Origin of the sequence: Sabulicella flocculans (genome assembly GCF_045449635.1) — a bacterium.
GTDB lineage: Bacteria > Pseudomonadota > Alphaproteobacteria > Acetobacterales > Acetobacteraceae > Roseococcus.
Map to the genome: position 1 here is coordinate 212,242 of NZ_JBJJBR010000004.1, position 25,182 is coordinate 237,423.

22 protein-coding genes are annotated in these 25,182 nt (G+C 75.0%); 9 read left to right on the forward strand and 13 right to left on the reverse strand.

The features are described from left to right. Positions 1 to 22: 22 nt before the first annotated feature. Both ACI6QG_RS07415 and ACI6QG_RS07420 read left to right on the forward strand, forming a co-directional pair. Positions 23 to 2,935: a bifunctional [glutamine synthetase] adenylyltransferase/[glutamine synthetase]-adenylyl-L-tyrosine phosphorylase gene (locus ACI6QG_RS07415; protein WP_407023943.1), complete on the forward strand. Its 2,913-nt coding sequence runs from the start codon at positions 23 to 25 to the stop codon at positions 2,933 to 2,935. A 210-nt stretch (positions 2,936 to 3,145) separates the two neighbouring features. Next, positions 3,146 to 5,098 carry an MASE4 domain-containing protein gene (locus ACI6QG_RS07420; protein WP_407023944.1) on the forward strand — a complete coding sequence of 651 codons (1,953 nt, stop codon included), beginning with the start codon at positions 3,146 to 3,148 and terminating at the stop codon, positions 5,096 to 5,098. Between the two features lie 32 nt (positions 5,099 to 5,130). Here the strand turns inward: ACI6QG_RS07420 and ACI6QG_RS07425 are convergent, their stop codons facing one another. The 5 genes from ACI6QG_RS07425 to ACI6QG_RS07445 form a co-directional block, all read right to left on the reverse strand. After that, entirely contained in the window at positions 5,131 to 5,403 is a 273-nt protein-coding gene (locus ACI6QG_RS07425; protein ID WP_407023945.1) for a cupin domain-containing protein, read from the reverse strand. 135 nt (positions 5,404 to 5,538) lie between these two features. Then, positions 5,539 to 6,354 (reverse strand): ABC transporter permease, encoded by an 816-nt coding sequence (locus ACI6QG_RS07430; RefSeq protein WP_407023946.1) that lies wholly within the window; start codon positions 6,352 to 6,354, stop codon positions 5,539 to 5,541. Then, entirely contained in the window at positions 6,351 to 7,271 is a 921-nt protein-coding gene (locus ACI6QG_RS07435; protein WP_407023947.1) for an ABC transporter permease, read from the reverse strand. Before ACI6QG_RS07435 ends, ACI6QG_RS07430 begins: the two co-directional genes overlap by 4 nt. Continuing rightward, positions 7,256 to 8,911, reverse strand: a complete 1,656-nt coding sequence (locus tag ACI6QG_RS07440) for a peptide ABC transporter substrate-binding protein (RefSeq protein ID WP_407023948.1) — start codon at positions 8,909 to 8,911, stop codon at positions 7,256 to 7,258. Before ACI6QG_RS07440 ends, ACI6QG_RS07435 begins: the two co-directional genes overlap by 16 nt. Before the next feature lie 28 nt (positions 8,912 to 8,939). Next, entirely contained in the window at positions 8,940 to 9,665 is a 726-nt protein-coding gene (locus ACI6QG_RS07445; RefSeq protein WP_407023949.1) for an orotate phosphoribosyltransferase, read from the reverse strand. A gap of 66 nt (positions 9,666 to 9,731) precedes the next feature. Between ACI6QG_RS07445 and ACI6QG_RS07450 the strand changes: the two genes are divergently transcribed. The 5 genes from ACI6QG_RS07450 to ACI6QG_RS07470 all read left to right on the forward strand — a co-directional run bounded on the left by ACI6QG_RS07450 (position 9,732) and on the right by ACI6QG_RS07470 (position 13,600). Beyond that, complete coding sequence (locus tag ACI6QG_RS07450) at positions 9,732 to 10,616, forward strand: mitochondrial fission ELM1 family protein (RefSeq protein WP_407023950.1); 885 nt, start codon at positions 9,732 to 9,734, stop codon at positions 10,614 to 10,616. Then, complete coding sequence (gene msrQ, locus ACI6QG_RS07455) at positions 10,607 to 11,452, forward strand: protein-methionine-sulfoxide reductase heme-binding subunit MsrQ (RefSeq protein ID WP_407023951.1); 846 nt, start codon at positions 10,607 to 10,609, stop codon at positions 11,450 to 11,452. The genes ACI6QG_RS07450 and msrQ overlap by 10 nt, the downstream gene beginning before the upstream one ends. Before the next feature lie 33 nt (positions 11,453 to 11,485). Next, positions 11,486 to 12,559, forward strand: a complete 1,074-nt coding sequence (locus ACI6QG_RS07460; RefSeq protein ID WP_407023952.1) for a tartrate dehydrogenase — start codon at positions 11,486 to 11,488, stop codon at positions 12,557 to 12,559. An 80-nt stretch (positions 12,560 to 12,639) separates the two neighbouring features. Beyond that, positions 12,640 to 12,876, forward strand: a complete 237-nt coding sequence (locus ACI6QG_RS07465; RefSeq protein WP_407023953.1) for a hypothetical protein — start codon at positions 12,640 to 12,642, stop codon at positions 12,874 to 12,876. An 85-nt stretch (positions 12,877 to 12,961) separates the two neighbouring features. Beyond that, entirely contained in the window at positions 12,962 to 13,600 is a 639-nt protein-coding gene (locus tag ACI6QG_RS07470; RefSeq protein ID WP_407023954.1) for a hypothetical protein, read from the forward strand. Positions 13,601 to 13,841: 241 nt separating this feature from the next. Here the strand turns inward: ACI6QG_RS07470 and ACI6QG_RS07475 are convergent, their stop codons facing one another. Beyond that, positions 13,842 to 15,023 (reverse strand): patatin-like phospholipase family protein, encoded by a 1,182-nt coding sequence (locus ACI6QG_RS07475; RefSeq protein ID WP_407023955.1) that lies wholly within the window; start codon positions 15,021 to 15,023, stop codon positions 13,842 to 13,844. 63 nt (positions 15,024 to 15,086) lie between these two features. Here ACI6QG_RS07475 and ACI6QG_RS07480 point away from each other — a divergent pair, with 63 nt between their 5' ends. Then, positions 15,087 to 16,532: an NAD-dependent succinate-semialdehyde dehydrogenase gene (locus ACI6QG_RS07480; RefSeq protein WP_407023956.1), complete on the forward strand. Its 1,446-nt coding sequence runs from the start codon at positions 15,087 to 15,089 to the stop codon at positions 16,530 to 16,532. Here ACI6QG_RS07480 and ACI6QG_RS07485 read toward each other — a convergent pair. Then, positions 16,529 to 17,287: a sulfite exporter TauE/SafE family protein gene (locus tag ACI6QG_RS07485; RefSeq protein ID WP_407023957.1), complete on the reverse strand. Its 759-nt coding sequence runs from the start codon at positions 17,285 to 17,287 to the stop codon at positions 16,529 to 16,531. The genes ACI6QG_RS07480 and ACI6QG_RS07485 overlap by 4 nt on opposite strands. A 73-nt stretch (positions 17,288 to 17,360) precedes the next feature. Here ACI6QG_RS07485 and ACI6QG_RS07490 point away from each other — a divergent pair, with 73 nt between their 5' ends. Further along, positions 17,361 to 18,182: a sulfite exporter TauE/SafE family protein gene (locus ACI6QG_RS07490; RefSeq protein WP_407023958.1), complete on the forward strand. Its 822-nt coding sequence runs from the start codon at positions 17,361 to 17,363 to the stop codon at positions 18,180 to 18,182. On the opposite strand, the gene ACI6QG_RS07495 is transcribed toward ACI6QG_RS07490, so the two are convergent. The 6 genes from ACI6QG_RS07495 to ACI6QG_RS07520 form a co-directional block, all read right to left on the reverse strand. Further along, a complete protein-coding gene (locus tag ACI6QG_RS07495) occupies positions 18,175 to 18,822 on the reverse strand; it encodes a hypothetical protein (RefSeq protein ID WP_407023959.1) in 648 nt (215 codons plus the stop codon). The genes ACI6QG_RS07490 and ACI6QG_RS07495 overlap by 8 nt on opposite strands. 223 nt (positions 18,823 to 19,045) lie before the next feature. Then, entirely contained in the window at positions 19,046 to 20,824 is a 1,779-nt protein-coding gene (gene recJ, locus ACI6QG_RS07500) for a single-stranded-DNA-specific exonuclease RecJ (protein WP_407023960.1), read from the reverse strand. Continuing rightward, positions 20,821 to 21,816, reverse strand: a complete 996-nt coding sequence (gene glpX / locus ACI6QG_RS07505) for a class II fructose-bisphosphatase (RefSeq protein WP_407023961.1) — start codon at positions 21,814 to 21,816, stop codon at positions 20,821 to 20,823. Before glpX ends, recJ begins: the two co-directional genes overlap by 4 nt. Positions 21,817 to 21,833: 17 nt before the next feature. Then, positions 21,834 to 22,496 carry an SIMPL domain-containing protein gene (locus ACI6QG_RS07510; protein ID WP_407023962.1) on the reverse strand — a complete coding sequence of 221 codons (663 nt, stop codon included), beginning with the start codon at positions 22,494 to 22,496 and terminating at the stop codon, positions 21,834 to 21,836. After that, on the reverse strand, positions 22,496 to 23,785 hold the full coding sequence (locus ACI6QG_RS07515; RefSeq protein ID WP_407023963.1) for a homoserine dehydrogenase: 1,290 nt from the start codon (positions 23,783 to 23,785) through the stop codon (positions 22,496 to 22,498). The genes ACI6QG_RS07510 and ACI6QG_RS07515 overlap by 1 nt, the downstream gene beginning before the upstream one ends. Next, on the reverse strand, positions 23,782 to 25,002 hold the full coding sequence (locus ACI6QG_RS07520) for an LL-diaminopimelate aminotransferase (RefSeq protein ID WP_407023964.1): 1,221 nt from the start codon (positions 25,000 to 25,002) through the stop codon (positions 23,782 to 23,784). The genes ACI6QG_RS07515 and ACI6QG_RS07520 overlap by 4 nt, the downstream gene beginning before the upstream one ends. Between the last annotated feature and the right edge of the window lie 180 nt (positions 25,003 to 25,182).

Sequence of the window (25,182 nt, forward strand, 5' to 3'; positions counted from 1 at the left end):
CCCCGCCCTTCCCTGCCCGGCGATGAGCCCGCTGCACGACCCCGACGCCGCCGCCGCCCTGCGCGCCCGCCTGGCCGAGGGCGACGCGCTGCGCCAGGCCCTGGCGGCCCGCCCGGACGCCCAGCCCCTGCTGGACCGCATTGGCGCCCATTCGCCCTTCCTGGCCGACCTGGTGGTGGCCGAGACCGCCACCCTGGCCCGCCTGCTGGACCGCGGCCCGGACGAGGCGATGGAGGCGGCGCTGGAGCCGCTGGCCAAGGCCGACCCCGGCGCCGGGCGGGAGGCGGTGGCCAGCCTGCTGCGCCGCGCCAAGCGGCAGGGCGCGCTGGTGGCCGCCGCGGCCGACCTGGGGGGAAGCTGGACGCTGGACCAGGTGACCGGCGCGCTGAGCGAGCTGGCCGACCAGGCCATCGAGTTCGCCTGCGCCCACCTGCTGCTGGAGGCGCACCGGCGCGGGCAGCTGCGGCTGGCCAAGGCGGCGGGCGCGCCCCGGGCCATCACGAAGGGCTCGGGCCTCATCGTGCTGGGGATGGGCAAGCTGGGCGGGCGGGAGCTGAACTACTCCTCCGACATTGACCTGATGCTTCTGCATGATCCTGAGTCGCCAGCCTACCACGAGGAGCACGGGGCCGCACCCTATGTGCGCCTCGCCCGCGACCTGGTGCGGCTGATGGAGGAACGCACGGCCGAGGGCTACGTCTTCCGCACCGACCTGCGGCTGCGGCCGGACCCGGGGGCCACGCCGCTCTGCGTCTCGGTGCCGATGGCGCTGAGCTACTACGAGAGCCTGGGCCAGAACTGGGAACGCGCGGCGATGATCAAGGCCCGGCCGGTGGCCGGCGACCGCGCGGCGGGCGAGGCCTTCCTGAAGGAGCTGCGCCCCTTCGTGTGGCGCCGCCACCTGGACTTCGCCGCGGTGGCCGACATCCATTCCATCAAGCGGCAGATCCACCAGCACAAGGGCGCCAAGGGCGCGGGCGGCGAGATTGCCGTGGCCGGGCACGACGTCAAGCTGGGGCGCGGCGGCATCCGGGAGATCGAGTTCACCGCCCAGGTGCTCCAGCTCATCTGGGGCGGGCGGGACCCGGCGCTGCGCGACCCCACCACCCTGGGCGCCCTGGCCGCCCTGGCCGGGGCGGGCAAGATGGACCGCCGGGCGGCGGCCGACCTCGCCGACGCCTACGTGTTCCTGCGCGACGTCGAGCACCGGCTGCAGATGGTGGCCGACCGCCAGACCCACCGCCTGCCGGAGGAGGCCGAGGAGCTGCTGCGCATCGCCCGCTTCATGGGCTTCGCGGACACCGAGGCGTTCTCCGCCGCGCTGACGGCGCACCAGATGCGGGTGCAGGGCCACTACGCCCGCATGTTCGAGGCGGCGCCGACGCTGAGCGAGGAGGCGGGCAGCCTGGTGTTCACCGGGGTGGAGGACGACCCCGAGACCCTGGCCACGCTGCGCGCCATGGGCTTCCGCGACGGCGCCTCGGTGGGGGCGATGGTGCGGGCGTGGCACCATGGCCGGCCCCGCGCCACCCGCAGCGAGCGCGCGCGCGAGCTGCTGACGGAGATGATGCCCGCCCTGCTGGGCGCCTTCGCCCGCCAGCGCGAGCCCGACGCGGCGCTGGCGCGCTTCGACGCGCTGCTGGGCCGGCTGTCGGCCGGGGTGCAGTTCCTGTCGCTGCTGCACCGCAACCCCCGGCTGCTGGACCGCATGGCCGCCCTGCTGGGCGCGGCGCCGACCCTGGCTGACCACCTGGCCCGCCGCCCGGCGGCGCTGGAGGGCCTGCTGGCCGGCGCCACCGCCGCCCCGGGCGAGAAGCCGCTGGCCGCCCTGCCCGCCCTGCTGCGCGAGGCGCGCGACCTGGACGAGGCGCTGGAGGCGACGCGCCGGCTGGTGACGGAGCGCCTGTTCGAAGTGGACGCCGCCGCGCTGGAGGCCCGGCTGGACGCCGACGCCGCCGGCGAGCAGCGCTCGGCCCTGGCGGAGGCGGCCATCGCCGCGCTGCTGCCCGCCGTGGCGGCCGATTTCGCGCGGCGCTTCGGCGAGGTGCCGGGCGGCGGCATGGCGGTGCTGGCGCTGGGCAAGCTGGGCGGGCGGGAGATGCTGCCGGGCTCCGACCTCGACCTCATCCTCATCTACGACCACGCGCCGGAGGCGGAGGGCAGCGCGGGCGGGGCGCGCTCGCTCGCGCCCTCGGAATACTTCATCCGCCTCGCGCACCAGGTGGTGGCGGCGCTGACCGCGCCGGGGGCGGAGGGGCGCGCCTTCGAGGTGGACATGCGGCTGCGCCCCTCGGGCAACAAGGGGCCGGTGGCGGTGCGGCTGGCCTCGTTCCAGGGGTATCACGCGCGCGAGGCCTGGACCTGGGAGCGCATGGCGCTGACCCGCGCCCGGGTGGTGGCCGGCCCCCCTGCCCTGGCGCGCGCCGTGGGCGCCGCCGTGCGCGACGCCCTGGCGGCCGCGCGCGACCCCGCCGCCGTGCTGGAGGACGCGCGGGAGATGCGCGCGCGCCTGCTGCGCGACCTGCCGCCCGAAGGCCCGTGGGACATCAAGGGCATGCCCGGCGGGCTGACGGAGGTGGAGTTCATCGCCCAGGCGCTGGGGGTGGCGCACGCCCATGCCCACCCGCGCCTGCTGCGCGGCACCACGCGCGAGGTGCTGCAGGCGCTGGGCCAGGAAGGGCTGCTGGAGGAGCGCGAGGCGGCTACCCTGATCCAGGCCGAGCGTCTGTGGCGCACCCTGCTGGGCCTGCTGCGCCTGACCGTGGGCAAGTGGCGCGAGCCCGCCCTGCCCCCGGCGGCGGAGGAGGCGCTGTGCCACGGCACCGCCGCGCTGGTGGGCCACGAAGTGCCCGGCCTGCCGGCGCTGCGCGACGAGATGGAGCGCCATGCCGAGGCGGTGCGGGCGAGCTTCGCGCGGCGGGTGGGGGCGGTGTAGCGCCGCGCCGGCGCCAGCCGGCCGGGCCTGAAGGCGCGCCGCGCCGGATGCAGGCGGCGCCGCGCTCCACGCCCGGCCAGGGCGGCGGAGGCGGCGGCTTGGCGCCCCTGCGCGCGTGCGGGGAATCACTGCGGAATCACTCGCCGTTTCGTGCGAAGCGGCGTATGGGTGACGGCGCCCTCCATCACGCGAAGGGAAGTGGCGCCCCTCATGTCCGCCGCCCTCGACACCGGCCCGGCCGGAACCGGCCAACGCAACGCCGCCCTGGCCCTGTGCCTGGCGGCGGCGGCGGTCGCGCTGGCCCTGCTGCCGCTCGCCGCCCGGCCGGGGCCGCCGATGCCGGGCTTCATGCTGGTGCACCAGACGGCGCTGGTGCTGGCGCACGGGCTGGCGGCCGGGCTGCTGTTCAGCCAGTTCCGCCAGGGCCGGCGGCTGGCGCTGGCGCTGGCCGGCGCCTGCCAGCTCTACACCACCGCCATCGTCGCGCTGCAGCTGCTGTCGGTGCCGAACGGGCTGGCGCCGGGGCGGCTGCTGGGCAGCGGGCCGGAGACGACCATCTGGCTGTGGACCTTCTGGCACATGGGACCGCCGGTCTGCGCCCTGCTGTACGCGGCGGTGGCCCGGCGTGGCGGAGAGGTGGCGGCGGGATGGGGATGGGCAGCCGCGGCGGCGGCGCTGGCGGCCGCCGCGATGAGTGGCGCGCTGGCCACCTGGGGCCTGCCCTGGCTGCCGCACCAGGTGTCGGGCGACGACTACTCGGCCATGGTGGAGTCCGGCGTCGGGCCGGCGGTGCAGGCGCTGACGGTGCTGGCCCTCGGCGTGCTGTGGTGGCGCACCCGGGCGGGCGGGCGCAGCGTGCTGGAGGTGTGGCTGCTGGCCGGGCTGGCGCTGATGGTGCTGGACAACCTGCTGACGCTGGCCGGCGGCGCCCGCGCCACGGTGGGCTGGCAGGCCGGGCGGGTGCTGGCGCTGGGCGCCGGGCTGGGCGTGGTGTGGGCCTTCGTGGCCGAGACGGAGGCGATGCGCCGGCGCGAGGCCGCCGCCACCGCCGAGGCCCGCCGCCACGAGGCGGCGCTGCGCGAGGCGCAGAAGATGGAGGCGGTGGGCCGGCTGACCGGCGGCATCGCGCACGACTTCAACAACATGCTGATGGTGGTGCAGGCCGGCTTCGAAACCATCCGCCGCCGCCCCGCCGACGCCGCGCGGGTGGCCGCGGCGGCGGAGGCCGGGCTGGAGGCGGTGGACCGCGCCGCGCGGCTGACCCGCCAGCTGCTGACCTATGCCCGCCGCCGCGAGCTGCGGGCGGAGCTGGTGCAGCCCAACGCCGTGCTGCTGGCGCTGGAGCCCCTGCTGCGCCGCGCCCTGGGCGAGCGCGGGCGGCTGGAGCTGCGGCTGGACCCGGCGCTGCCGCCGGCCCGGCTGGACGTCTCGGAATTCGAGCAGGCGATGCTGAACCTGCTGGTCAACGCGCGCGACGCGCTGCGCCCGGAAGGCGGCGTGGTGGCGGTGGAGACGAGCGGCGCCGGCGGGTCGGTGGAGGTGCGGGTGCGCGACGACGGGCACGGCATGGCCGAGGCGGTGCGCCAGCGCGCCGCCGAGCCCTTCTTCACCACCAAGGAGTTCGGCCGCGGCTCCGGCCTCGGGCTGGCGCAGGTGTATGGCTTCGCCCAGGGCGCGGGCGGGGAGATGGCGCTGGAATCGGCGCCGGGTGCCGGCACCGCGGTGACGCTGCGCCTGCCCGCGGCGGCCGGCGAGGCCGCGCCCCGCGCCGCCCACGGCCCGGCCGGCGCGCTGCGCCCCGCCCGCGGCGACGAGGTGGTGCTGGCGGTGGAGGACGAGCCGGCCGTGCTGGCGGCGGCGGTGGAGAGCCTCTCCGACCTCGGCTACCGCGTGGAGGCGGCGCGGGACGCGGCGGAGGCGCTGGCCCTGCTGGACCGCGGCGCACGGGTGGACGTGCTGTTCAGCGACGTGGTGATGCCCGGCGGCATGAACGGCGTGCAGCTGGCGGTGGAGGCGCGGCGGCGCCGGCCGGGGCTGCGCGTCGTGCTCACCTCCGGCTACACCAACGAGGCGCTGGCGGGCGAGCACCGGGTGCCGCCGGACGTGCCGGTGCTGCCCAAGCCCTGGCGGCGCGAGGAGCTGGCGCGGCTGCTGGCCGCCTGAGGAGGTCGCCGCCCCCCCCGCGCGGCGCGGCGTCAGGCGGCGTGGCGCCGGCCGATGAGCAGGGAGGCGCCGTCGGGGCCCGCGGCCTCGCTGTGCGGCTCGTCCGGCTCCAGGGTGAAGACCTCGCCGGGGCCGCAATCCTGGCGGCGGGCGCCGGTGACGTGGAAGGAACCGGCGAGCACGAGGCCGCGCACCGCCCAGGCATGGGCGTGGTCCCCCAGGGCGTCGCCCGGGGGCAGGGTGCGGCGGAGGATCTCGGTGAAGCCGTCCGCTTGCAGGGCGGCCTCGAAGGCGTGCGGGTCCATCGGCGCAGCATGGCATGGGCGGGCGCGGGCGGCGACGGAAACCTCGGCGGCGCGGGTGGGGGGACGCGGGGGGGAGGAGGACGGGATGGCCGGTTTCCAGAGGGGGGCGCCCACCCCGTCCTGGAGGATGCGCGGCTAGCGCCGCCGGGCCACGCCATCGGCCAGCAGCGTGCAGCCCAGCACGGCGAGCGCGATGGCGAGCCCCGGCCAGATGGCGGCCAGCGGCGCGTTGAAGGCCAGGTCCTGCGCGTTGGCCAGCATGTTGCCCCAGGAGGCGGCGGGCGGGGCGATGCCCAGGCCCAGGAAGGACAGGGTGGATTCCGCCAGGATGGCCCCGCCCACCGCCAGCGCGGTGGCGATGGCGACCGGCGCGGCCAGCTGCGGCAGGACGTGGCGGCGCAGGATGCGCGCCTCCGCCACGCCCAGGGCGCGGGCGGCGCGCACGTGGTCGCGCGCCAGCACCGACAGCGCGGCGGCGCGCACCAGCCGCGCCACCCCCACCCAGCCGAACAGGGCCAGCAGCGCGGACAGGCGCAGGATGTCGGCCAGCGCCTCGCCGCGCGGCAGGCCGATGGCGGCGGGGTCCAGCGCGGCCAGGATGACCAGCAGCGGCAGGGCGGGCAGCGCCAGCAGCCCGTCGGCCAGGCGCATCAGCACGGCATCGGCCCAGCCGCCGCGCCAGGCGGCCACCAGCCCGGCGGCGGTGCCCAGCAGGGTGGCGGCCAGGGCGGCGGCCAGCCCCACGGCCAGGGAGACGCGCGCCCCCTGCATCAGCCGCAGCAGCACGTCGCGGCCCAAATCGTCGGTGCCCAGGGGGTGGGTGGCGGAGGGGGCGGCGAAGCGGTTGAACAGGTCGGGCGCGAAGGGGTCGTGGCCCAGCAGGGCGGCGGCGGCGTCGGCTCCCAGCGCGGCGAGCGCGAGCGCGGCGAGCAGCAGCGCGCCCGCCTTCATGCCAGCCGCGGGTCCAGCCAGCGCTGCGCGAGGTCGGCCGCCAGGGTCGCCAGCATGGTGACGGCGGCCACCAGCAGCAGGGCCAGCAGCGCCAGGTTGAAGTCGCTGCCCATCACCGCGTCGTAGATGAGCTTGCCCATGCCGGGGCGGGCGAACAGGGTTTCGGTGACCAGCGCGCCGGACACCAGCGCCCCGGCGTCCAGCCCCGCCAGCGCCAGCACCGGGACGGCGGCGTTGGGGAAGGCGTGGCGCCACAGCACCCGCGCTTCCGAGGCGCCGCGGGCGCGGGCGGAGCGGATGTGCGGCTCCTCCAGCGCCGCGCGCAGGGCGGCGGCGGTGTGGCGGGCATAGGCGGCGAGGTTGGCGACGGCCAGCGTGGCGACCGGCAGCAGCAGGAAGCGCCAGCCGGGCTCGGCGCCGCCGGCGGGCAGCCAGCCCAGCGCCACGGCGAACAGGATGATGAGCAGCAGGCCGAGCCAGAAGGCCGGCATGGCCTGGGCCAGAAGGGCCACCGCCGCCACGGCGGGCGCCCAGCGCGGGCGCGCCGCGGCAAGGGCGCCCAGCGCCACCCCGCCGGCCAGCGCCAGCGCCAGCGCCCAGCCCAGCAATTGGAGCGTGGACAGCAGCGCCGGCCCCAGCAGCGCCGCCACCGGCTGGGCGAACAGGCGCGAATGCCCGGCATTGCCGCCCAGCACCGCCCCCGCCCAGGCGAGGTAGCGGGCGTGCAGCGGCTGGTCGAGGCCGTGCAGGGCGCGCAGGCGGGCGGCGTCCTCCGGCCCCAGGCGGGGGTCGGCGGCCAGCGCGAGGTCAATGGGGTCGCCCGGCATGGCGGCCAGCAGCGCGAAGAACAGCGCCGAGAGCAGCGCCAGCACCGCCAGCATCTGCGCCAAGCGCGACAGGATCAGCGCGGGCGCCATTGCTCGGCCCAGAGGGTGGAAGGGTTGAGGTGCCCGGTGGGGCGCACGCCGTCCAGCCAGGTGGGCCAGACATGGGCGTCCTGGCGGAACCACAGCGGCAGGGCCGGCAGGTCGCGCGCGTAGAGGCGTTGCAAGCGCGACCAGAGCTCGCGCCGGCGGGTGGCGTCGAGTTCCTGGGGCAGGTCCTCCAGCAGCTGGTCCATCTCCGGGTTGCGGTAGCCGGGGTAGTTCTGGCCGGACCAGTTGCGCTCGGCGCGCGGGATCTCGTCGGAATGGAGGGAGGCGCGGGGCACGTTCTCCGGCGAGGAGATCCAGGCGAACAGCACGGCGCCGTTGAAGCGGCGTCGGGACAGCGTCTCGCCGAACAGCACGCGCGGCGGCTCGTTGCGGATGCGCGCCTCCACCCCCACGGCGCGCCACTGCGCCTGGATGACCTGCTGCACCGCCTCGCGCGAGCGGTTGCCGGCGGTGGTCATCAGCTCGAAGGACAGGCGCTCGCCGGCGGCGTTGGCGCGCAGGCCGCCGGGGGCGGGCAGGCGCCAGCCGGCCTCGTCCAGCAGGGCGGCGGCGCGGGCGGGGTCGTGCGGGCGGGCGGGCACGCCCGGGTCGTGCATCGGGTCCAGCGGGTTGAGCATGCCGTGGGCGACGGTCTGGCGGCCCTCGAACAGGCGGGCGACCACCTGGGCGCGGTCCAGCGCCAGCAGCAGCGCCTCCCGCACCCGCACGTCGCGCAGGGCGGGGTGCTCCAGGTTGAGGTCCAGGTGCTCGTAGACCAGGCCGGGGCGGTAGGCGACGCGGAAGCGGGCGCCGATGCGCCGGGCCAGGGCGGCGGCCTGCTCGGCCGGGAAGCCGAGCTCGCCGGCGATCATGTCGAGCTGGCCGGCGAGGAGCTGCGCCTCCAGCGCGGCGGTGTTCTCCACCGTGCGGACGGCGATGCGGCGGAAGGCCGGGGGCTCGCCGTGCCAGTGCGGGTTGCGCTCCAGCGTGACGCCGGCGCCGGGCTGCACGGCGGCGATGCGGAAGGGGCCGTTCCACAGGCCGGGGTTGGCGGGCTCGGTGTCGTAGAGGGTGCGGCTGCGGTAGCCGCGCGGGTCGGCCTGCCAGCGGGAGCGCTCCAGGTGGGCCGGCAGCGGGGCGAAGTCGCCCAGGGAGGCGAACTGGAAGGTCACGCGGTCGAAGCGCAGGGTGAAGCGGCGGGCGTCGTGCGCGATGAACTCGTAGGCGGAGCGGTAGAATTCCGCCGGGCCGAAGCCGGTGGCGGGGTCCCTGCCCGCCTCCCAGGCGAAGCGCAGGTCCTCCGTGGTCAGGGGCGTGCCGTCGCCCCAGCGCAGGCCCTCGCGCAGCACCCAGGTGACGGCGAGGCCAGGCCGCCCCTCGGGCGTGGTCTCGCGCACCGCGAGGCCGTTCTCCAGCGTGGGCACCTCCTCGCAGAGCAGGCAGGCGAGGGTCCAGTCGGCGTCGTAGGCGGTGACGGGGCGGCGCGCGAAGCCCAGCACGTAGGACTTCGCGGCCATGTTCTCGATGTTGGGGTGGAAGGTGGAAGGGTACTGCGTGATGCCGACCGTCAGCGCCTCGCGCGCCGGCTGGGCGGCGGCGGGGGCGCAGAGCAGGGCCAGGGCGAGGAGGAGGCGGCGCGGCATGGCCGCCAGCCTAGCGTGCCGCGCCGGGTCAGCCCACCTTGCCCTTGTGCGCCAGCGCTTCCTCCAGGCTGCCGACGCCGCCATGGGCGCGCGACCACGCCACCGGGTCCTCCAGGAAGCGGCGCACCCCGGCCAGCGAGGCCTCGGGGAAGTAGTCGCGCTCCTTGCAGACCTCCAGCACGTCCCACCAGGAGGCGAGGTGGTGCAGCGTCAGGTCCATCGCCTTCATCTGCTCGAAGGAGCCGGGGAAGACGCCGTAGTAGAACACCACGAAGGTGTGGGCGCACCTGGCGCCGGCCTCGCGCAGCGCCTGGGCGAAGCGGATCTTGGAGGCGCCGTCGGTGGTCAGGTCCTCCACCAGCAGGGTTTCCTTGCCCACCGGCACGTCGCCCTCGATCAGCGCGTTGCGGCCGAAGCCCTTGGGCTTCTTGCGGACATAGGCCATCGGCAGGGCCATGCGGTCGGCCATCCAGGCGGCGAAGGGGATGCCCGCCGTCTCGCCGCCCGCCACGCTCTCGATGGTCTCGTGGCCCACGGCGCGGTCGATCTTCTCCACGCCCAGGTCGCAGATGCGGGCGCGGGCGCGCGGGTAGGAGATGATCTTGCGGCAGTCGATGTAGACGGGGCTCTTCCAGCCGCTGGTGAGGGTGTAGGGCTCCTCGGGGCGGAAGTTCACCGCCTTGATCTCCAGCAGGATGCGGGCGGTGATCAGCGCCGCGTCGCGGTCGAAGGCGGAGTCGTGGTGGATCGTCACGTGCGTGAACCCCTGGGAAGCCAGGAACCCGATAGCGGCGGCGCGGGCGCGCGCCAAGACGTGTGGGTGCTGGAGGACCCGCGCGCCGGCACCGCCAACCAGGCGCTGGGCATCGCCGAGCGGCTGGGGGTGCCGTTCCGACGCGTGAAGCTGCGCTTCGGCGCGCTGGCCGGGGTGCCCTGGCCCTGGCCGACCCTGGCCGGCCTGGCGGACCACAGCGCCTTCGCGCCGCCCTGGCCGCGGCTGGTGGTCTCGGCGGGGCGGCGGGCGGCGCCGGTGGCGCGGTGGCTGGGACGGCGCGGGGCGCGATTGGTGCACTGCATGAGGCCGGGCTGGGGCGCGGGGGAGTTCGACCTGCTGGTCCTGGGCTCGCATGACGGCGCAGCACCGGGCGCCAACATGCTTGAAATCCTCGGTTCCACCCATCGCGTCACCCCGGCGGCGCTGGCTGCGGCGCCGCTGCTTCATCCGGCACCTGAAATCGCGCTGCTGCTGGGCGGGCCGGTGCGCGGGGTGGGGATGGATGTCACCTTGGCGGTGAAGATCGCCCAACAAACCGCTGAATTAGGTCGATTCCTGTGGGTGACGACCTCTCGCCGCACCGGGGAGGCAGCGACGGAAGCGGTGGCGGCGGCGCTGGCGGCAACCCCGCACCGGCTGCACCGCTTCGGGGGGGATGGGCCCAATCCCTATCTCTCGCTGCTCGCGCAGGCGAAACGGATCGTCGTCACGGGAGACAGCGTCTCGATGCTGTCCGAGGCGCTGATGAGCCCTGCCCCCTTGCTGGTCGCCGAGCCGCCCTGGCTTGGGCGGCGCCACCGTGCCCTGCTGGAGGCGCTGGTTTCGCGCGGGCTGGCGGCGCCGCTGGGCAGCGCCCCGCCGCCGCCGCGCGCGCCGCTGGACGAGACCGGGCGCGTGGCGCAGCTGATCAGGCAGCGCGGATGGATCTGATTCCCTGGACCGACCGCCGCGGCCGCTTCGACGCGCTGCGCGCCGCCGCCTTCGCCCTGCTGCTGGCACCGGCGCTGTGGATTGCCTGGCGCGCCATCACCGACGACCTGGGCCCCGAGCCGCGCAACCAGGCGATGCATGAGAGCGGGCGCTGGGCGCTGCGCTTCCTGGCGCTGGCGCTGGCGGTGACGCCGGTGGGGCGCATCCTGGGCGAGCCGCGCATCCTGGCGCTGCGGCGGATGGTCGGGCTGGGGGCGCTGGCCTGGGCCGCCGGGCACCTGGTGCTGTATTCGGCGCTGCTGAACGGCAACCTGCTGATGGTGCTGAGCGAGATCGTCCAGCGCATCTACCTGGGCATCGGCACGCTGGCGCTGATCGGCCTGGTGTGGCTGGGCGCGACCAGCACGGATGCGGCGATGCGGCGGATGGGGCGGGGCTGGAAGCAGCTGCACCGGCTGGTGTTTCCCATCACCGCGCTGGCGCTGCTGCACGCCTTCATCCAGAGCAAGGCCGACATCTCGCCTTCGGTGTTCCATGCCGGGCTGATCCTGGGGCTGCTGCTGTGGCGGCTGCTGCCGGCCGGGGCGGCGCAGCGCAGCCTGCCGGCGCTGCTGGGGGTGGTGGCGGCGGCGACGCTGGGGGCCACGGCGCTGGAATGGGCCTGGTATGCCGGCACCACGCCGCTGCCGGCCGGGCGGGTCTGGGCCGCCAACTGGGACGTGGCGGCCGCGTGGGATTTCGGGCCGCGGCCGGCGGTGCAGGCCGGGCTGTGGCTGCTGGGCTTCGTGGTGCTGGCGGCCGGCTGGCGGCTTGCCGGGCGGGGGCGGCCGGCGTAACCGGCGGGAAACCGCACCGGAGAGGACGCGCCCATGGCCGCCAGGAAGCACCGCATCGCCGTCATCCCCGGCGACGGCATCGGCAAGGAAACCACGCCGGAGGGGCTGCGCGTGCTGGACGCCGCCGCCCGGCGCTTCGGCTTCGAGCTGGCGCTGAAGCACTATGACTGGTCCTGCGAGACCTATGCCCAGACCGGGCGGATGATGCCGGAGGACGGGCTGGACCAGCTGCGGGACAGCGACTCGGTGTTCCTGGGCGCGGTCGGCTGGCCGGGGGTGCCGGACCACGTCTCGCTGTGGGGGCTGCTGATCCCGATCCGCCGGGGCTTCGACCAGTACGTGTCGCTGCGGCCGTGCAAGCTGCTGCCGGGCGTGCGCACGCCGCTGGCCGACCGCCAGCCGCACGAGATCGACTTCTACGTGGTGCGCGAGAACACCGAGGGCGAGTATTCCTCCGTCGGCGGGCGGATGTTCCCGGGGACGGAGCGGGAGTTCGTCTCGCAGCAATCCATCCTGACCCGCACCGGGACGGACCGCATCATCAAGTACGCCTTCGAGCTGGCGATGACCCGGCCCAGGAAGAAGGTGACCAGCGCCACCAAGTCCAACGGCATCACCTTCACCATGCCCTACTGGGACGAGCGCTTCGACCTGATGGCCAAGCAGTATCCGGGCGTGACGACGGACCAGTTCCACATCGACATCCTGTGCGCGCATTTCGTGCAGCACCCGGACTGGTTCGACGTGGTGGTGGGCTCCAACCTGTTCGGCGACATCCTGAGCGACCTCGGCCCGGCGGTGGCGGGCTCGATCGGCGTGGCGGCGTCGGCCAACATCAACCCGGAGAAGGCGCACCCTTCGATGTTCGAGCCGGTGCACGGCTCGGCGCCGGACATCGCAGGCAAGTGGGTGGCGAATCCGATCGGGCAGATCTGGTCGGGGGCGATGATGCTGGAGCACCTGGGCGAGCGCGAAGCGGCCAAGGCCATCACCGATTCCATCGAGGCGCTGCTGCGCGACGGCGGGCCGCGCACCCGCGACCTGGGCGGGCAGGCCGGCACGGCGGACGTGGGCAAGGCCATCGCCGAGGCCGTGGCGCGGGCGTAATGCGGGACTCACTTGAACGGCTGTTCAAGGGTCGCTAAAGTCCCTGCGTGTTGCGAGTGATTCGCAACCCGGAGGGGTTCATGGGTCGCGACTACAGCCACATGGCCCGGCGTTGCGAGCGCGCCGTCGTCACCGCCTATCGCGAGCTGCGCGACGTGGGGCAGAGCGACCTCGCGGCCTTCCAGGCCTGCACCACCCTGTACCGCGTGCACCACCCCGAGGCCTCGGTGACCGAGGCGCGGCGGCTGGTGGCGGAATGGGTGGACCATCACATCGTCCGCGGCTCCCGCGCGCCGGCGGAAGGCTGCGCCTGCTGACGGGGACGCCCACAAGCCGTTGAAATCAGGGCGTTTGGGCGCTTTTCCTTGACCTTGTGGGCGGTGTTCTGGCTTTGTTCAGGACATGCGCCCGCCCTCCCCCTTCCCCGACCGCCCCCGCCTCCGCCGCTCCCGCCGGCATGAGTGGCGGCCGCTGACCGAGGGGGAGCGGCGCTGGCTGGGCGAGGTGCTGGCGCTGTGCGGCCTGGGCCCGCGGCGGGCCGGGCGGCCCTCGGCGCACGGGGCGGTGGCGCGGCTGGAAGCCTGCCTGGAGGCGGCGGCGCGCGGCCTGCCGTGGCGGGAGGCCCGCAGCGCGGCGGCGCCCGGGCTGGCGCCGGAGGCGCTGCGCCGCTGCTTCCTGCGCTGGGCGCGGCGGGGGGTGTTCGCCGAGATGCTGCGCGCCATGCGGTTCGCCGGCGCGCCCTCGGCGGCGATGGAGTGGTTCGCCTGCCTGGCCTACCGCCGCGCCTGGCGGGCGCAGGGGCGCGAGGGGGTGGCGCTGGCGCGGCGCTGCGGCTTCGCCTCGGCGCTGCGCGCCCCGCCCTCCTGGATGCCGGACCCGGATATGTCCGCCTGGTGGTGGCAGGAGGTGATCCGCCCGCTGGCGCTGCCGCTGGAGCGCATGTGCGCGGGGATGTGCCGGCTGGTGGGCGCGATGGCGCGGCTGGGGAGGGTGCATCACGGGGTGCGGCGCATTCCGGCCTGGGCGAAGGCGGGGTGGTAGCATGCCCTGCCCCCCTGCCCCGCCCGGCCCGCGCCTGCCGGCACCCCGCGTCCTCGCGGTCGCACCGGGGCCCTGCCCTGGCGCAGAGCCGGGCGTGCCGGGCCGGCGCGTCCCGGCACGCGCGCATCCGCGTGGCCGCTGCCCGGCTGGCGGCCTCCGGGCGGCGGCGGCGCGCCCGCGAACCGGCCCCCCGCGACGGCTTCCGCCGCGGCGCAGCGCCGGCCGGAGCCTGTGGTGGGGCTCAGGTGAAGGGCGGCTGCCGCACCCAGGCCGTGCCCTCGCGCATGCGTTGCTGGCCGTAGGCGAACAGGGGCCGCATGTAGGCGGGGTCGAAGGGGCGCTCGTAGGGCACGGTGAAGCCCTCGCCGATCCAGCTCATGCGGAACTCGACGCCGTCGCGCTCGGCGTTGAGCCAGGTGCGGACGGAGTCGTTGTAGCCGGAGGCGGCAATCATGGTCTGCACCGCGCGGCCGGCGATGGAGTAGGTGCGGCGCTCCGTGCTCGCCCAGTCGGCGTCCATGCGGGCGTTGCGAACCAGCCAGGCGCGGACGGGGGGCACGCGGCGGCCGGCGCGGATGGCGTCGCGCCGCCGCTGCGCCACCGCGGTGGGATACAGGAAGGCCTGCGCCACGGCGCCGCCATCCACGTGCAGCTCCTGGAAGCGTTGGCCGTCCACCTCGACGTCGAACAGCACGGGCGGGAAGGCGCCGGGAATGGCGGCGGAGGCCAGCAGCACGCGGCGGATGGTCTCGGGCGCGCGCGGGTGGCCGGAGGCGGCGATGGCGCCGATGTTCCAGATGACCGGCGTCTGCGCGTCGAGGTTGGTGGTGCCGACCAGCAGCAGCCGCCCCTCGCGGTAGCCCTGGGCGATGGCGGCCAGCATGGCGTCGTCCAGCTCGCGCGAGATGGTGCGGAACAGCGGCGAGGTGTCCACCAGCGCGTCGTCGAACACGGCGGCGAGCAGGGAGCGCTGCACCAGGATGTCGGCCAGGGTGACGTCGTTGTAGACGCGCCGCAGCCCGGCGTCGCCGGCCGGGCCGATGAAGGCGAAGGGCGCGGAAAGCGCGCCGGTGGAGACGCCGGTGACGAGGAAGAATTCCGGCCGGTCGGCCCAGGCGGTGATGAGGCCGGCGCCGAAGGCCCCGTTCTCGCCGCCGCCGGAGATGGCCAGCAGGTCCATCGGCAGCTCCGCGCTGTCCGGCAGGCCGAGGTGGCGGCGGCGGCGGGCGATGGCGGCGTTGGATTCGGCGGTCATGCCGGCGGCGATGCCGGCGCCCACGAAGCGCTCGTTCGGGATGCCCAGGACGCTCGCGCGGAAGGTGTCGCCCCGCGGGACGGCCGGCTGGCGCACCGGCATGGCGCAGGCGGACAGGCCGGCTGCGGCGCCGAGCAGCGCGGCGCGGCGGGTGGTGTGTCGAATCATGGCGCGTCCCCTGGCCGCCTGTGGATGCGGCGCCTATCCTGCCCCCGGACAGGAGGAACCGCCATGGCCTATGATTACCCCGCGCTCAAGTTGCTGATCGCCGGCGAGTGGCTGGACGCCGCCGGACGCGCCAGCGAGCCGGTGCTGAACCCCGCCACCGGGCAGGCGCTCGGCACCCTGCCCCATGCCAGCACGGCCGACCTGGACCGGGCGCTGGAGGCGGCGCAGGCCGCCCTGCCGGTGTGGTCCGGCACCTCGGCCTACGCGCGCGCGGCGGTGCTGCGCAAGGTGGCGGACGGCATGCGCGCCGGGGCCGACCGCATCGCCGCCATGCTGACGCTGGAGGAGGGCAAGCCGCACGCCGAGGCCAAGATGGAGGTGCTGGCGGCGGCCGACGTGTTCGAGTTCATGGCCGAGGAAGGCAAGCGCGCCTACGGCCGCGTCATCCCCGCCCGCGCCGCCGGGACACGCCACCTGGTGCACCGCCTGCCGGTGGGGGTGACGGCAGCCTTCGCGCCGTGGAACTTCCCGGCCATCACGCCCGCGCGCAAGATGGCGGCCAGCCTGGCGGCGGGCTGCCCCTGCATCATCAAGCCCTCCGAGGAGACGCCGGCCACGGCGCTTGAGATGGCGCGCCTGATCACCGAGGCCGGGGCGCCCCCGGGCGTCATCCAGGTGGTGTTCGGCGTGCCGGGCGAGGTGAGCACGCACATCATGGCCAGCGACGTGATCCGCAAGGTGAGCTTCACCGGCTCCACCGCCGTGGGCAAGATGCTGATGAAGCTGGCGGCCGAGAAGGCGCAGCGCACCACCATGGAGCTGGGCGGCCACGCCCCCGTGCTGGTGTTCGACGACACCGACGCCGAGAAGGCGGCGGCGATGGCGGTGGCGGGCAAGTTCCGCAACGCCGGGCAGGTCTGCGTCAGCCCGACGCGCTTCCTGGTGCATGAGAGCAAGCACGCCCAGTTCGTCGAAACCTTCGCCAAGGCGGCGGCGGCGCTGAGCATCGGCAACGGGATGGAGGCCGGCGTGCAGATGGGCCCGCTGGCCAACCCGCGCCGGGTGGACGCGATGACCGCCTTCATCGGCGACGCCGTGGCCAAGGGCGCCAAGCTGCACACCGGCGGCGAGCGCATGGGCAACGAGGGCTTCTTCTTCCGCCCCACCGTGCTGAGCGACGTGCCGCTGGGCGCGCGCATGATGACGGAGGAGCCCTTCGGCCCCGTGGCGCTCATCAACCGCTTCAGCACGGAGGACGAGGCGCTGGCGGAGGCGAACCGCCTGCCCTTCGGCCTGGCCGCCTACGCCTTCACCCGCGACGCCGACCGCCAGGCGCGGCTGGCCGAGCAGGTGGAAAGCGGGATGCTGGGCATCAACACCTTCGGCATCAGCGTGGCGGAGACGCCGTTCGGCGGCATCAAGGATTCCGGCCACGGCTCCGAGGGCGGGCCGGAGGGGCTGGACGCCTACCTGCTGACGAAGTTCGTCGCCGCGGCGCCGGGGGTCTAATGGCGCGCCAGCCCCTCCCAGATCAGTTGCAGGGAGGTGGCGAGGAGCAGGGCGTGGACGATGCGGTAGAAGGTCCGGTCGCTGATGCGGGCGGACAGCGCCACGCCCAGCCGGATGCCGAGCGGCGCCAGCGGCAGCAGCACCAGCGAGGTGAGCAGGTTCTGCGCCGACAGCACGCCCAGCAGGCCATAGGGCAGCAGCTTGACGAAGTTCACCGTGGCGAAGAAGGCCACGGTGGTGGCCGAGAGCGTGGCCCGCGGCAGCCGCAGCGGGAACAGCAGCATGGCCATCGGCGGCCCGCCGGCATGGGCGATGAAGGAGGCGAAGCCCGAGCCGGCGGAGAGGCCCAGCCGCCGCGCCCGCGAAGGTGCCGGCGCCGGGGCCGCCCCCTTGCCGCCCGCCAGCACGGCGCGCAGCAGGAAGGCCAGCGTCAGCGCGCCGACCAGCAGCTTCACCGCCGAGTCCGGCAGCAGGCCGAAGGCGGCCCAGCCCAGCGCGATGCCCAGCGCCGCGCCCGGCAGCAGGGAGCGCAGCATGGCGGCGTCCCACCGGCCCCACCAGGCGCGCAGCGCCACCAGGTCCATGGCGCAGAGCACGGGCAGCGCGATGCCGGCCGCCTGCGGCGCCGGTATGACCAGCGACATCAGCGGCACGCCGGTGTTGCCCGCGCCCGAGGCGAAGCCGCCCTTGCTGATGCCGGTCAGCAGGAAGGCCGGCACGGCCAGGGCGTAGAACCACGGGTCGGTGATGAGCATGCGCGGGCCATAGTGACAGGTCAGGGACGCGAGGCTATGGCGGATGCGCGAGCACCGGAAGGCAGCCACACCCATGCATGACTGGCAGTTCCTGGTGGCGCTGGCCGCCGCGATGGCGGCCACCGGGCTTGTCTCGGGCGTGTTGGCCGGGCTGCTGGGGGTGGGCGGGGGCATCGTCATCGTGCCCGTGCTGTTCTACGTGCTGCCGCTGTTCCAGGTGCCGGAGGCGACGCAGATGAAGGTGGCGGTGGCCACCTCGCTCGCCACCATCATCCCGACCTCCATCATCTCGGCGCGCAAGCATCACGCGAAGGGGGCGATGGATGTGGGCCTGCTGCGCTCCATGGCGCCGGCCATGTTCGCGGGCGTGCTGCTGGGCACGGCGCTGGCGGTGGTGCTGAAGGGGCCCGGGCTGACGCTGGTCTTCGCGGTGGTGGCGCTGCTGGTGGCGCTGAACATGGGGTTCACCGGCGTGGATTCGCGCATGCGCGACACGGTGCCGCAGGGGGCGCCGCGGCACGGCATCGCGGCGGCCATCGGCGCGGTGTCGGCGATGATGGGCATCGGCGGCGGCACGGTGGGGGTGCCGGTGCTGAGCCTGTTCGGCGTGCCGATCCGGCAGGCGGTGGCGACGTGCTCGGCCTTCGGGCTGGTGATCTCGGTGCCCGCGACCGTCGGCTTCATCCTGGCCGGCATCGGGGCGGAGGGGCGGCCGCCCTTCTCGCTGGGCTGGGTGAACCTGGTGGGGTTCGCGCTGATCGTGCCGTCCTCGATCATCGCGACGCCGTGGGGGGTGCGGCTGGCGCATTCCATCCCGCCGTTGCTGCTGAAGCGGGCCTTCGCGCTGTTCCTGGCGATCACGTCCTCGCGCATGCTGTACACGCTGTTCACGTGAGGTCGTTGGCCGGCAGCTCCATGAAGTTGGCGGCCAGCGCAGCGCGGGAGATCAGGCCGCGCAGGCCCTGGTGGGTATGGGGGTCGGCGGCGATCAGCGTGTCCATCGGGCAGAAGAACTCGTGCGGCTGCGCGGTGTGGGACTGCGCGAAGCCCGCATAGTCCTTCGGGCGCAGCGCGAAGAGGACTCGGGCGTCGCGAACCGGCACCACCAGCGGCTCGCGCGGCTCGCGCCGGCACATGCCGATGATGCGCCAGCGCGGCACGGCGCTGCCAGGCTGGGCCGGGGCGCACAGCCAGTCCACCGGGCAGACCGCGAGCAGCGAAGTGACCGATGGCGCGAAGCGGGCGCGCTTGTCCATCAGGTTCTGCACCGTCCCGCACGCCTCGATGCACAGGATGTCCACGAAGGGCTCGTCCGCGCGGGGCGAGAAATGGAGGTACAGCCCGTCCGGCAGGGTCCGCAGGCGGGTGGCGCCGGGAACCTTCAGGAAGGGCTGGGTGGCAGGCCGGCCATTTTCCGGCCGGGCGCGCAGCCAGGTTCCGTTCTGCTTGGCCGAGGGCTGCATGCCGGGCGGGCATTGCGGCCAAGCCGCCAGGCTGCGCCGGACCTCGTTATCGAGGCGGATCTTGTCATTCACATAGGAAATATCCAACGCCATCAGGCTGTCTCCCACTTCGCGTCGCCCGGAGGAACGACATCATGCAACCCAGGCGTGTGATATGATGGGAAAAACAACCTTTCAAGCGGCACTTGATCCTTTTAGGACTGTATTCATTCTTTGTTCGCTGCGGAATTTTCCGCGCTTGCCAGCTGTCTCGCGGGTGCTGCGGACGATATTCCTTCGCAGCGTGGGCGCCGCGTCAGGTGGTCCGGGCGGCGTCCAGCAGGTGCAGGCAGGGCGTGTCCTCGCCGTTCCAGCTGTCCAGTCGCAGGTGGCCGGCCACCGCCAGCGGTCCCTGCCCCGTCGCCAGCAGCGCCTCGGCCAGCGGCCCCTCCTTGGCGCGGAAGCACACGGCCTTCAGCCGCCCGCCATCCTCGCCTTCCAGGAAGGCGCGCACCGTCGCCCCTTCCTTGCCCACGCGCCCGGCCTTCACCACCCGGGCGCGGGCGATGACGAAGGCTGGCTCCTCGTTCCCGGCGCCGAAGGGCGACAGCCGGGCCACCTGGTGCGCCAGCTCGGCGGTGGCTCCGCGCAGGTGCAGCGCCCCCTCCACCACCAGCTCCGCCACGCCGGGCAGGTCCCGCGCGGCGGCCAGCCGCTCGTCCAGGTGGGCATGGAACTCGTCGAGGCGGCCCGGCTCCGCGGTGAAGCCGGCGGCCATGGCGTGGCCGCCGCCGAAGCGCAGCAGGCCCATCTGGCGCGCCGCGATGACGGCCGCGCCCAGGTCCAGCCCCGGCACCGAGCGCCCGGAACCCTTGGCCACCGCGCCGTCCACCCCGGCCACGCAGGCGGGGCGGTTGAAGCGCTCCCGCAGCCGGCCGGCCACGATGCCGACCACGCCGGGGTGCCAGCCCTCGCCGGCGACCATCAGCACGGCGTGCCCGGCCTGCACCTGCCGCTCGCCCAGGCTCAGCGCCTGCGCCAGCACCCCGGCCTCCACCTCCTGCCGGCGGCGGTTCACCTCGTTCAGGCGCTCCGCCATGGCGCGGGCCTCCAGCGGGTCCTCCTCCAGCAGCAGCCGCAGCCCGAGGTCGGGCACCGAGATGCGCCCGCCGGCGTTGATGCGCGGCCCCAGCGCGAAGCCCAGCGTCCAGGCATCGGGCGCGCCGCGGGTGCCGGCCACGTCCATCAGCGCCGCCAGCCCCGGGCGGGCGCGGCCGGCCAGCACGCGCAGGCCCTGCTGCACGAAGGCGCGGTTCACCCCAGCCAGCGGCACCACGTCGCACACGGTGGCCAGCGCCACCAGGTCCAGCAGGCGCTTCAGGTCGGGCTCCGGCCGCGCCGGGCCGAAGAAGCCGCGCCGCCGCAGCTCCCGGCCGGTGGCCACCGCGGCCAGGAAGGCGACGCCCGCGGCGCACAGGTGCTTCTGCCCGGAGGGGCAGTCCAGCCGGTTGGGGTTCACCGCGGCGGCGATGCGCGGCAGGTCGCCTTCGCTCTTGTGGTGGTCCAGCACCACCACCTCGGCGCGGCCCTCGGCGGCGCGCAGCACGTCGGCGGCGGCGATGCCGCAATCCACCAGCACCAGCAGCGCCGCGCCCTCGTCCATCAGGCGCTCCAGCGCCGGGACGTTGGGGCCGTAGCCCTCGGCGATGCGGTCGGGCACGTAGGCGCGCGTCACCTCCACGCCCCAGCCGCGCAGCGCCTCCACCATCAGCGCGCCGGAGCAAGCGCCATCCACGTCGTAGTCGGCGAACACCGCCACGCGCTCGCCGCGCTGGGCGGCGTCGGCCAGGCGGGCGGCCGCGGCGTCCATGTCCACCAGGCGGGACGGGTCGGGCAGCAGGGCGCGCAGGGTCGGCGCCAGGAAGTCCGCCGCGCCCTCGGCATCCAGCCCGCGGGCGGCCAGCAGGCGGCCCAGCAGCTCAGGCAGCTCCAGGCGCTGGCTCAGCTGCGCCGCCCGGCGCGGGTCGTGGCCGCGCCACACCCAGCGCCGGCCGGAGACGCTGCGCTCGACCCCCAGCGCCGGGCCGTCGGTCAAGGCGTCGGCTTCACGGCGAAGTTGTGGTGCCCCTCCACGTAGCGCACCGTGCCGGTCTTGGAGCGCATGACGATGGAGTGGGTGATCGCCCCGCCCGGCACGTAGCGCACCCCGCGCAGCATCGGCCCGGAGGTGACGCCGGTGGCGGCGAACATCACCTCGCCGCGGGCCATCTCCTCCAGCCCGAACTTCGCGTCGGGGTCAGCCAGTCCCATGGCGCGGGCGCGCTCGCGCTGCGAATCATCCTCGTAGATCAGGCGGCCCTGCATCTGCCCGCCGATGCAGCGCAGCGCGGCCGCCGCCAGCACGCCCTCCGGCGCGCCGCCCCAGCCCAGGTACATGTCCACCCCGGCCTCCGGCTGGCTCACCGCCACCACGCCGAACACGTCGCCGTCGGGGATCAGCATCAGGCGCGCACCGGCCTCGCGGCAGGCGCGGATGATGTCCTTGTGGCGCTCGCGGTCCAGCGTGCAGACCGTGAGCTGCGAGACCGGCACCCCCTTGGCCTCGGCCAGGCGGCGCAGGTTCTCGCCCGGCTTCAGGTCCAGGTCCACCACGCCCTCCGGCAGGGCGGGGCCGACGGCGATCTTGTCCATGTAGACGTCGGGCGCATGCAGGAAGCCGCCCTTGCCGGCCAGCGCCAGCACGGCCATGGCGTTCGGCCCGGCCTTGGCGGTCAGCGAGGTGCCCTCCAGCGGGTCCACCGCGATGTCGGCCTGCACCCCGCCGCCGGTGCGGGCGAACAGCCCGACCTTCTCGCCGATGTAGAGCATCGGCGCCTCGTCCATCTCGCCCTCGCCGATCACCACCGTGCCCTCGATGCCCACGGTGTCGAAGGCGCGGCGCATCGCCTCCACCGCGGCGCCGTCGGCGGCGTTCTTGTCGCCCTTGCCGACCCAGCGCGCGGCGGCCAGCGCCGCGGCCTCCGTCACGCGCACCAGCTCCAGCGCCAGGTTGCGGTCCACCACCTGCGGGGCGTCGATGTCGCTCATTCTCGGGGCTCTCGTGTTCAACGGGGGGAAAGGATGATGGCGGCGGAGACGCGCGCCACGATCGCCACGTCCTCCGGCGCGGCGACCGGCGGCGCGGCGGCGGCGGCGCGCGCCGCCATCGGCGCGGGCATCGGGCGGAAATCCGGCAGCTCGGCGTCCACCGCGATCTCGGCGATGCTGGCGACCCGCAGGTCCAGCTCCTGCGCCACCAGGGCGGCGCGCTCGCGCAGGCGGGCGATGGCGAGGCGCGTCGCCTCGGCCCGGGCCTCGCGCTGGGCGGCCTCGCTCAGCGTGGCGCCGATGCCTTCCAGCAGCAGCCCCTGGGATTGCAGGGTGCCGGCCAGCTCGGCCAGGGAAGCGGCCTCGCCGCCGCGCAGCTCGATGTGCTGCGTGGCCATCCAGCCGCGCGGGTCCTCCGTGCGGTAGGTGGCGTAGCGGCCGGTGGTGGCGCGCAGGCGGGGCACGCGGCCGGCCTGCTCCAGCGCCGCCGCCACGGCGCGGTTCACCGCGGCCTGGGCGCTGGCGGCGGTGGCGGCGCGGGCTTCCACGCGCAGGCGGGCGAAGGCCTCCTCCGGCGCGCGGCGCACCGTGGCGGATTCCCCCAGCCGCAGGCGGGTTTCCTGCGCCACGGCGCCGAAGGGCGTCAGCACGGCCAGGGCGATGACGGCGCGACGGATCATCACAGGCTCTCGATGCGGATCATGGCGGGCTTCTCCAGCACGGCGGGCAGCGCGGCGATGGCCTGCAGGGCGTGCTGCATCCGCGCCTCGTCGCACTCATGAGTGGTCATCACCACCGGCACCGCCTCGCCCGGCGCGCGGCCGCGCTGCAGCATGGATTCCAGGCTGATGCCGTGGTCGCGCAGGATGCCGGTGACGTCGGCGATGACGCCCGGCTGGTCCAGCACCATCAGCCGCAGGTAGGCGGCGCCCCGGTGCCGCGCCATCGGCAGCGGCGGCGAGAGGTCCAGCGGCGCCTCCGTGCCCCACACCGGGGCGTGCCGCCCGCGCGCCAGGTCCACCAGGTCGGCCACCACGGCGGAGGCGGTGGGCCCCGCCCCGGCGCCGCGGCCCTGCAGCATCACCCTTCCCACGGCGTCGCCCTCGGCCAGCACGGCGTTGAACACGCCGTCCACCGCGGCGATCGGGCTGTCCAGCGGCACCATGCAGGGGTGCACGCGCGCGGTGACGCCCCCGGCCTCGCGGCTGGCGATGCCCAGCAGCTTGATGCGGTAGCCCAGCTCCCCGGCCAGCGCGATGTCCAGCGCCGAGACGTGGCGGATGCCCTCGATGTGCAGCGCGCCCAGGTCCACCGGGCGGCCGAAGGCCAGCGCCGCCAGGATGGCCAGCTTGTGCGCCGCGTCCACGCCGTCGATGTCGAAGGACGGGTCGGCCTCGGCGTAGCCGAGGTCCTGCGCCACCTTCAGCACCTCGGCGAAGGGCAGGCCCTTCAGGCGCATCTCGGTCAGGATGTAGTTGCAGGTGCCGTTGAGGATGCCGGCGACGCGCCGCACCTCGTTGCCGGCCAGCCCCTCGCGCAGGGCCTTGATGGCGGGGATGCCGCCGGCCACCGCGGCCTCGAAGGCCAGGGCGGCGCCGGTGCGGGCGGACAGCGCCGCCAGCTCCGCCCCGTGGGTGGCCAGCAGCGCCTTGTTGGCGGTGACCACCGGCTTGCCGGCGGCCAACGCCTGGGTCACCAGCGCGCGGGCCGGGCCCTCGCTGCCGCCCATCACCTCGACGATGGCATCCAGGTCGTTGTCGGCGGCCAGGGCCACCGGGTCCTCGTGCCAGCGCAGCCCGTCGAGCGAAACGCCGCGCTCGCGCGTGCGGTCGCGGGCCGACACCGCGACCACCTCGATGGGCCGGCCGGCCCGCGCGGCGATCAGCGCCGCGTTCTGCCGCAGCAGCGAGACGACGCCGGCGCCGACCGTGCCCAGCCCGGCGACGCCCAGCTTCAGCGCGGCGCTCACTTCGCCACCGCCGCTTCCGGGGCCACGGGGCCGGCGTTGTCGCCCTGCAGGAAGCCGCGGATGCCGCGCAGCGCCTGGCGGATGCGCTCCTTGTTCTCGACCAGGGCGATGCGGACATGGCCGTCGCCGTATTCGCCGAAGCCGATGCCGGGCGCCACCGCCACCTTCGCCTTGTCCAGCAGCAGCTTGGAGAAGCCGACGGAGCCGAGGTGGCGGAACTTCTCCGGTATGGGCGCCCACAGGAACATCGAGCCCTCGCAGGGCGGCACGTCCCAGCCGGCCTGATGCAGCCCCTTCACCAGCACGTCGCGGCGCTCGCGGTACAGGGCGCGCATCTCGGCCACGCAGTCCTGCGGGCCGTTCAGCGCCGCGGCGGCGGCCACCTGGATGGGGGTGAAGGCGCCGTAGTCGAGGTAGGACTTCACCCGCGCCAGGGCGGAGATCAGCCGCTCGTTGCCCGCCGCGAAGCCCATGCGCCAGCCGGGCATGTTGTAGGTCTTGGACAGCGAGGTGAACTCCACCGTGCAGTCGCGCGCGCCGGGGATCTCCAGCACGGAGGGCGGGGGGTTGCCCTCGTCGAAGTACAGCTCGGCGTAGGCGAGGTCGCTGAGGATGAACAGGTCGTTCGCCTTCGCCACCTTTACCAGCTCGGCGTAGAAATCGCGCGAGGCGAGCAGCGCTGTGGGGTTGGACGGGAAGTTCACGATCAGCGCCGTGGGCCGCGGCACCGAGTGCCGGCAGGCCTGCACGATGGCCGAGAGCATGGCGTCGTCCGGCGTGTAGGGGATGGAGCGCGCGGTCGCCCCGGCGATGATGAAGCCGAACTGGTGGATGGGGTAGGAAGGGTTGGGCACCAGGATGGTGTCGCCCGGCGAGGTGATGGCCTGCGCCAGGTTCGCCAGCCCCTCCTTGGAGCCCAGCGTGGCCACCACCTCCTTCTCCGGGTCCAGCCGGACGCCGAAGCGGCGCTCGTAGTAGCCGGCCAGGGCCTTGCGCAGCCCCGGGATGCCCTTGGACATGGAGTAGCGGTGGGTGCGCGGGTCCTGCACCGCCTCCACCAGCTTGGCGACGATGTGCGGCGGCGTCGGGCTGTCGGGGTTGCCCATGCCGAGGTCCACGATGTCCTCCGCGGCCGCGCGCGCCTTGGCCTTGGCCGAGTTGACCTCGGCGAAGACGTAGGGCGGCAGCCGGCGGATGCGGTGGAACTCTTCGGCCATGGTGGCCCTCCTCTCGTTGGGGCTGCTCTTACCGCGGCGGCGGCGGCGGCGCGAGGGGCGCGAGAAGCTCGGGCGGCGGCAGGGCCGGCACCTCGCGCGGGGCCAGCGGCTGGCCGTCCGGCTCGCGCGGCGGCGCCTCGGGCGCGCTGCCGCCGGCCGGGATGCGCGGCGCCGGGGCCA

What these genes read in the sequence shown, in the direction of transcription:
- ACI6QG_RS07440 (WP_407023948.1), bottom strand. Translation starts at nt 8,911, where the DNA reads ATGCCGCGCCGCCTCCTCCTCGCCCTGGCCCTGCTCTGCGCCCCCGCC.
- ACI6QG_RS07510 (WP_407023962.1), bottom strand. Translation starts at nt 22,496, where the DNA reads ATGATCCGTCGCGCCGTCATCGCCCTGGCCGTGCTGACGCCCTTCGGC.
- ACI6QG_RS07475 (WP_407023955.1), bottom strand. Translation starts at nt 15,023, where the DNA reads ATGATTCGACACACCACCCGCCGCGCCGCGCTGCTCGGCGCCGCAGCC.
- ACI6QG_RS07425 (WP_407023945.1), bottom strand. Translation starts at nt 5,403, where the DNA reads ATGGACCCGCACGCCTTCGAGGCCGCCCTGCAAGCGGACGGCTTCACC.
- ACI6QG_RS07470 (WP_407023954.1), top strand. Translation starts at nt 12,962, where the DNA reads ATGCGCCCGCCCTCCCCCTTCCCCGACCGCCCCCGCCTCCGCCGCTCC.
- ACI6QG_RS07460 (WP_407023952.1), top strand. Translation starts at nt 11,486, where the DNA reads ATGGCCGCCAGGAAGCACCGCATCGCCGTCATCCCCGGCGACGGCATC.
- ACI6QG_RS07430 (WP_407023946.1), bottom strand. Translation starts at nt 6,354, where the DNA reads ATGAAGGCGGGCGCGCTGCTGCTCGCCGCGCTCGCGCTCGCCGCGCTG.
- ACI6QG_RS07520 (WP_407023964.1), bottom strand. Translation starts at nt 25,002, where the DNA reads ATGGCCGAAGAGTTCCACCGCATCCGCCGGCTGCCGCCCTACGTCTTC.
- ACI6QG_RS07420 (WP_407023944.1), top strand. Translation starts at nt 3,146, where the DNA reads ATGTCCGCCGCCCTCGACACCGGCCCGGCCGGAACCGGCCAACGCAAC.
- ACI6QG_RS07485 (WP_407023957.1), bottom strand. Translation starts at nt 17,287, where the DNA reads ATGCTCATCACCGACCCGTGGTTCTACGCCCTGGCCGTGCCGGCCTTC.
- ACI6QG_RS07490 (WP_407023958.1), top strand. Translation starts at nt 17,361, where the DNA reads ATGCATGACTGGCAGTTCCTGGTGGCGCTGGCCGCCGCGATGGCGGCC.
- ACI6QG_RS07435 (WP_407023947.1), bottom strand. Translation starts at nt 7,271, where the DNA reads ATGGCGCCCGCGCTGATCCTGTCGCGCTTGGCGCAGATGCTGGCGGTG.
- glpX (WP_407023961.1), bottom strand. Translation starts at nt 21,816, where the DNA reads ATGAGCGACATCGACGCCCCGCAGGTGGTGGACCGCAACCTGGCGCTG.
- msrQ (WP_407023951.1), top strand. Translation starts at nt 10,607, where the DNA reads ATGGATCTGATTCCCTGGACCGACCGCCGCGGCCGCTTCGACGCGCTG.
- ACI6QG_RS07465 (WP_407023953.1), top strand. Translation starts at nt 12,640, where the DNA reads ATGGGTCGCGACTACAGCCACATGGCCCGGCGTTGCGAGCGCGCCGTC.
- ACI6QG_RS07415 (WP_407023943.1), top strand. Translation starts at nt 23, where the DNA reads ATGAGCCCGCTGCACGACCCCGACGCCGCCGCCGCCCTGCGCGCCCGC.
- ACI6QG_RS07480 (WP_407023956.1), top strand. Translation starts at nt 15,087, where the DNA reads ATGGCCTATGATTACCCCGCGCTCAAGTTGCTGATCGCCGGCGAGTGG.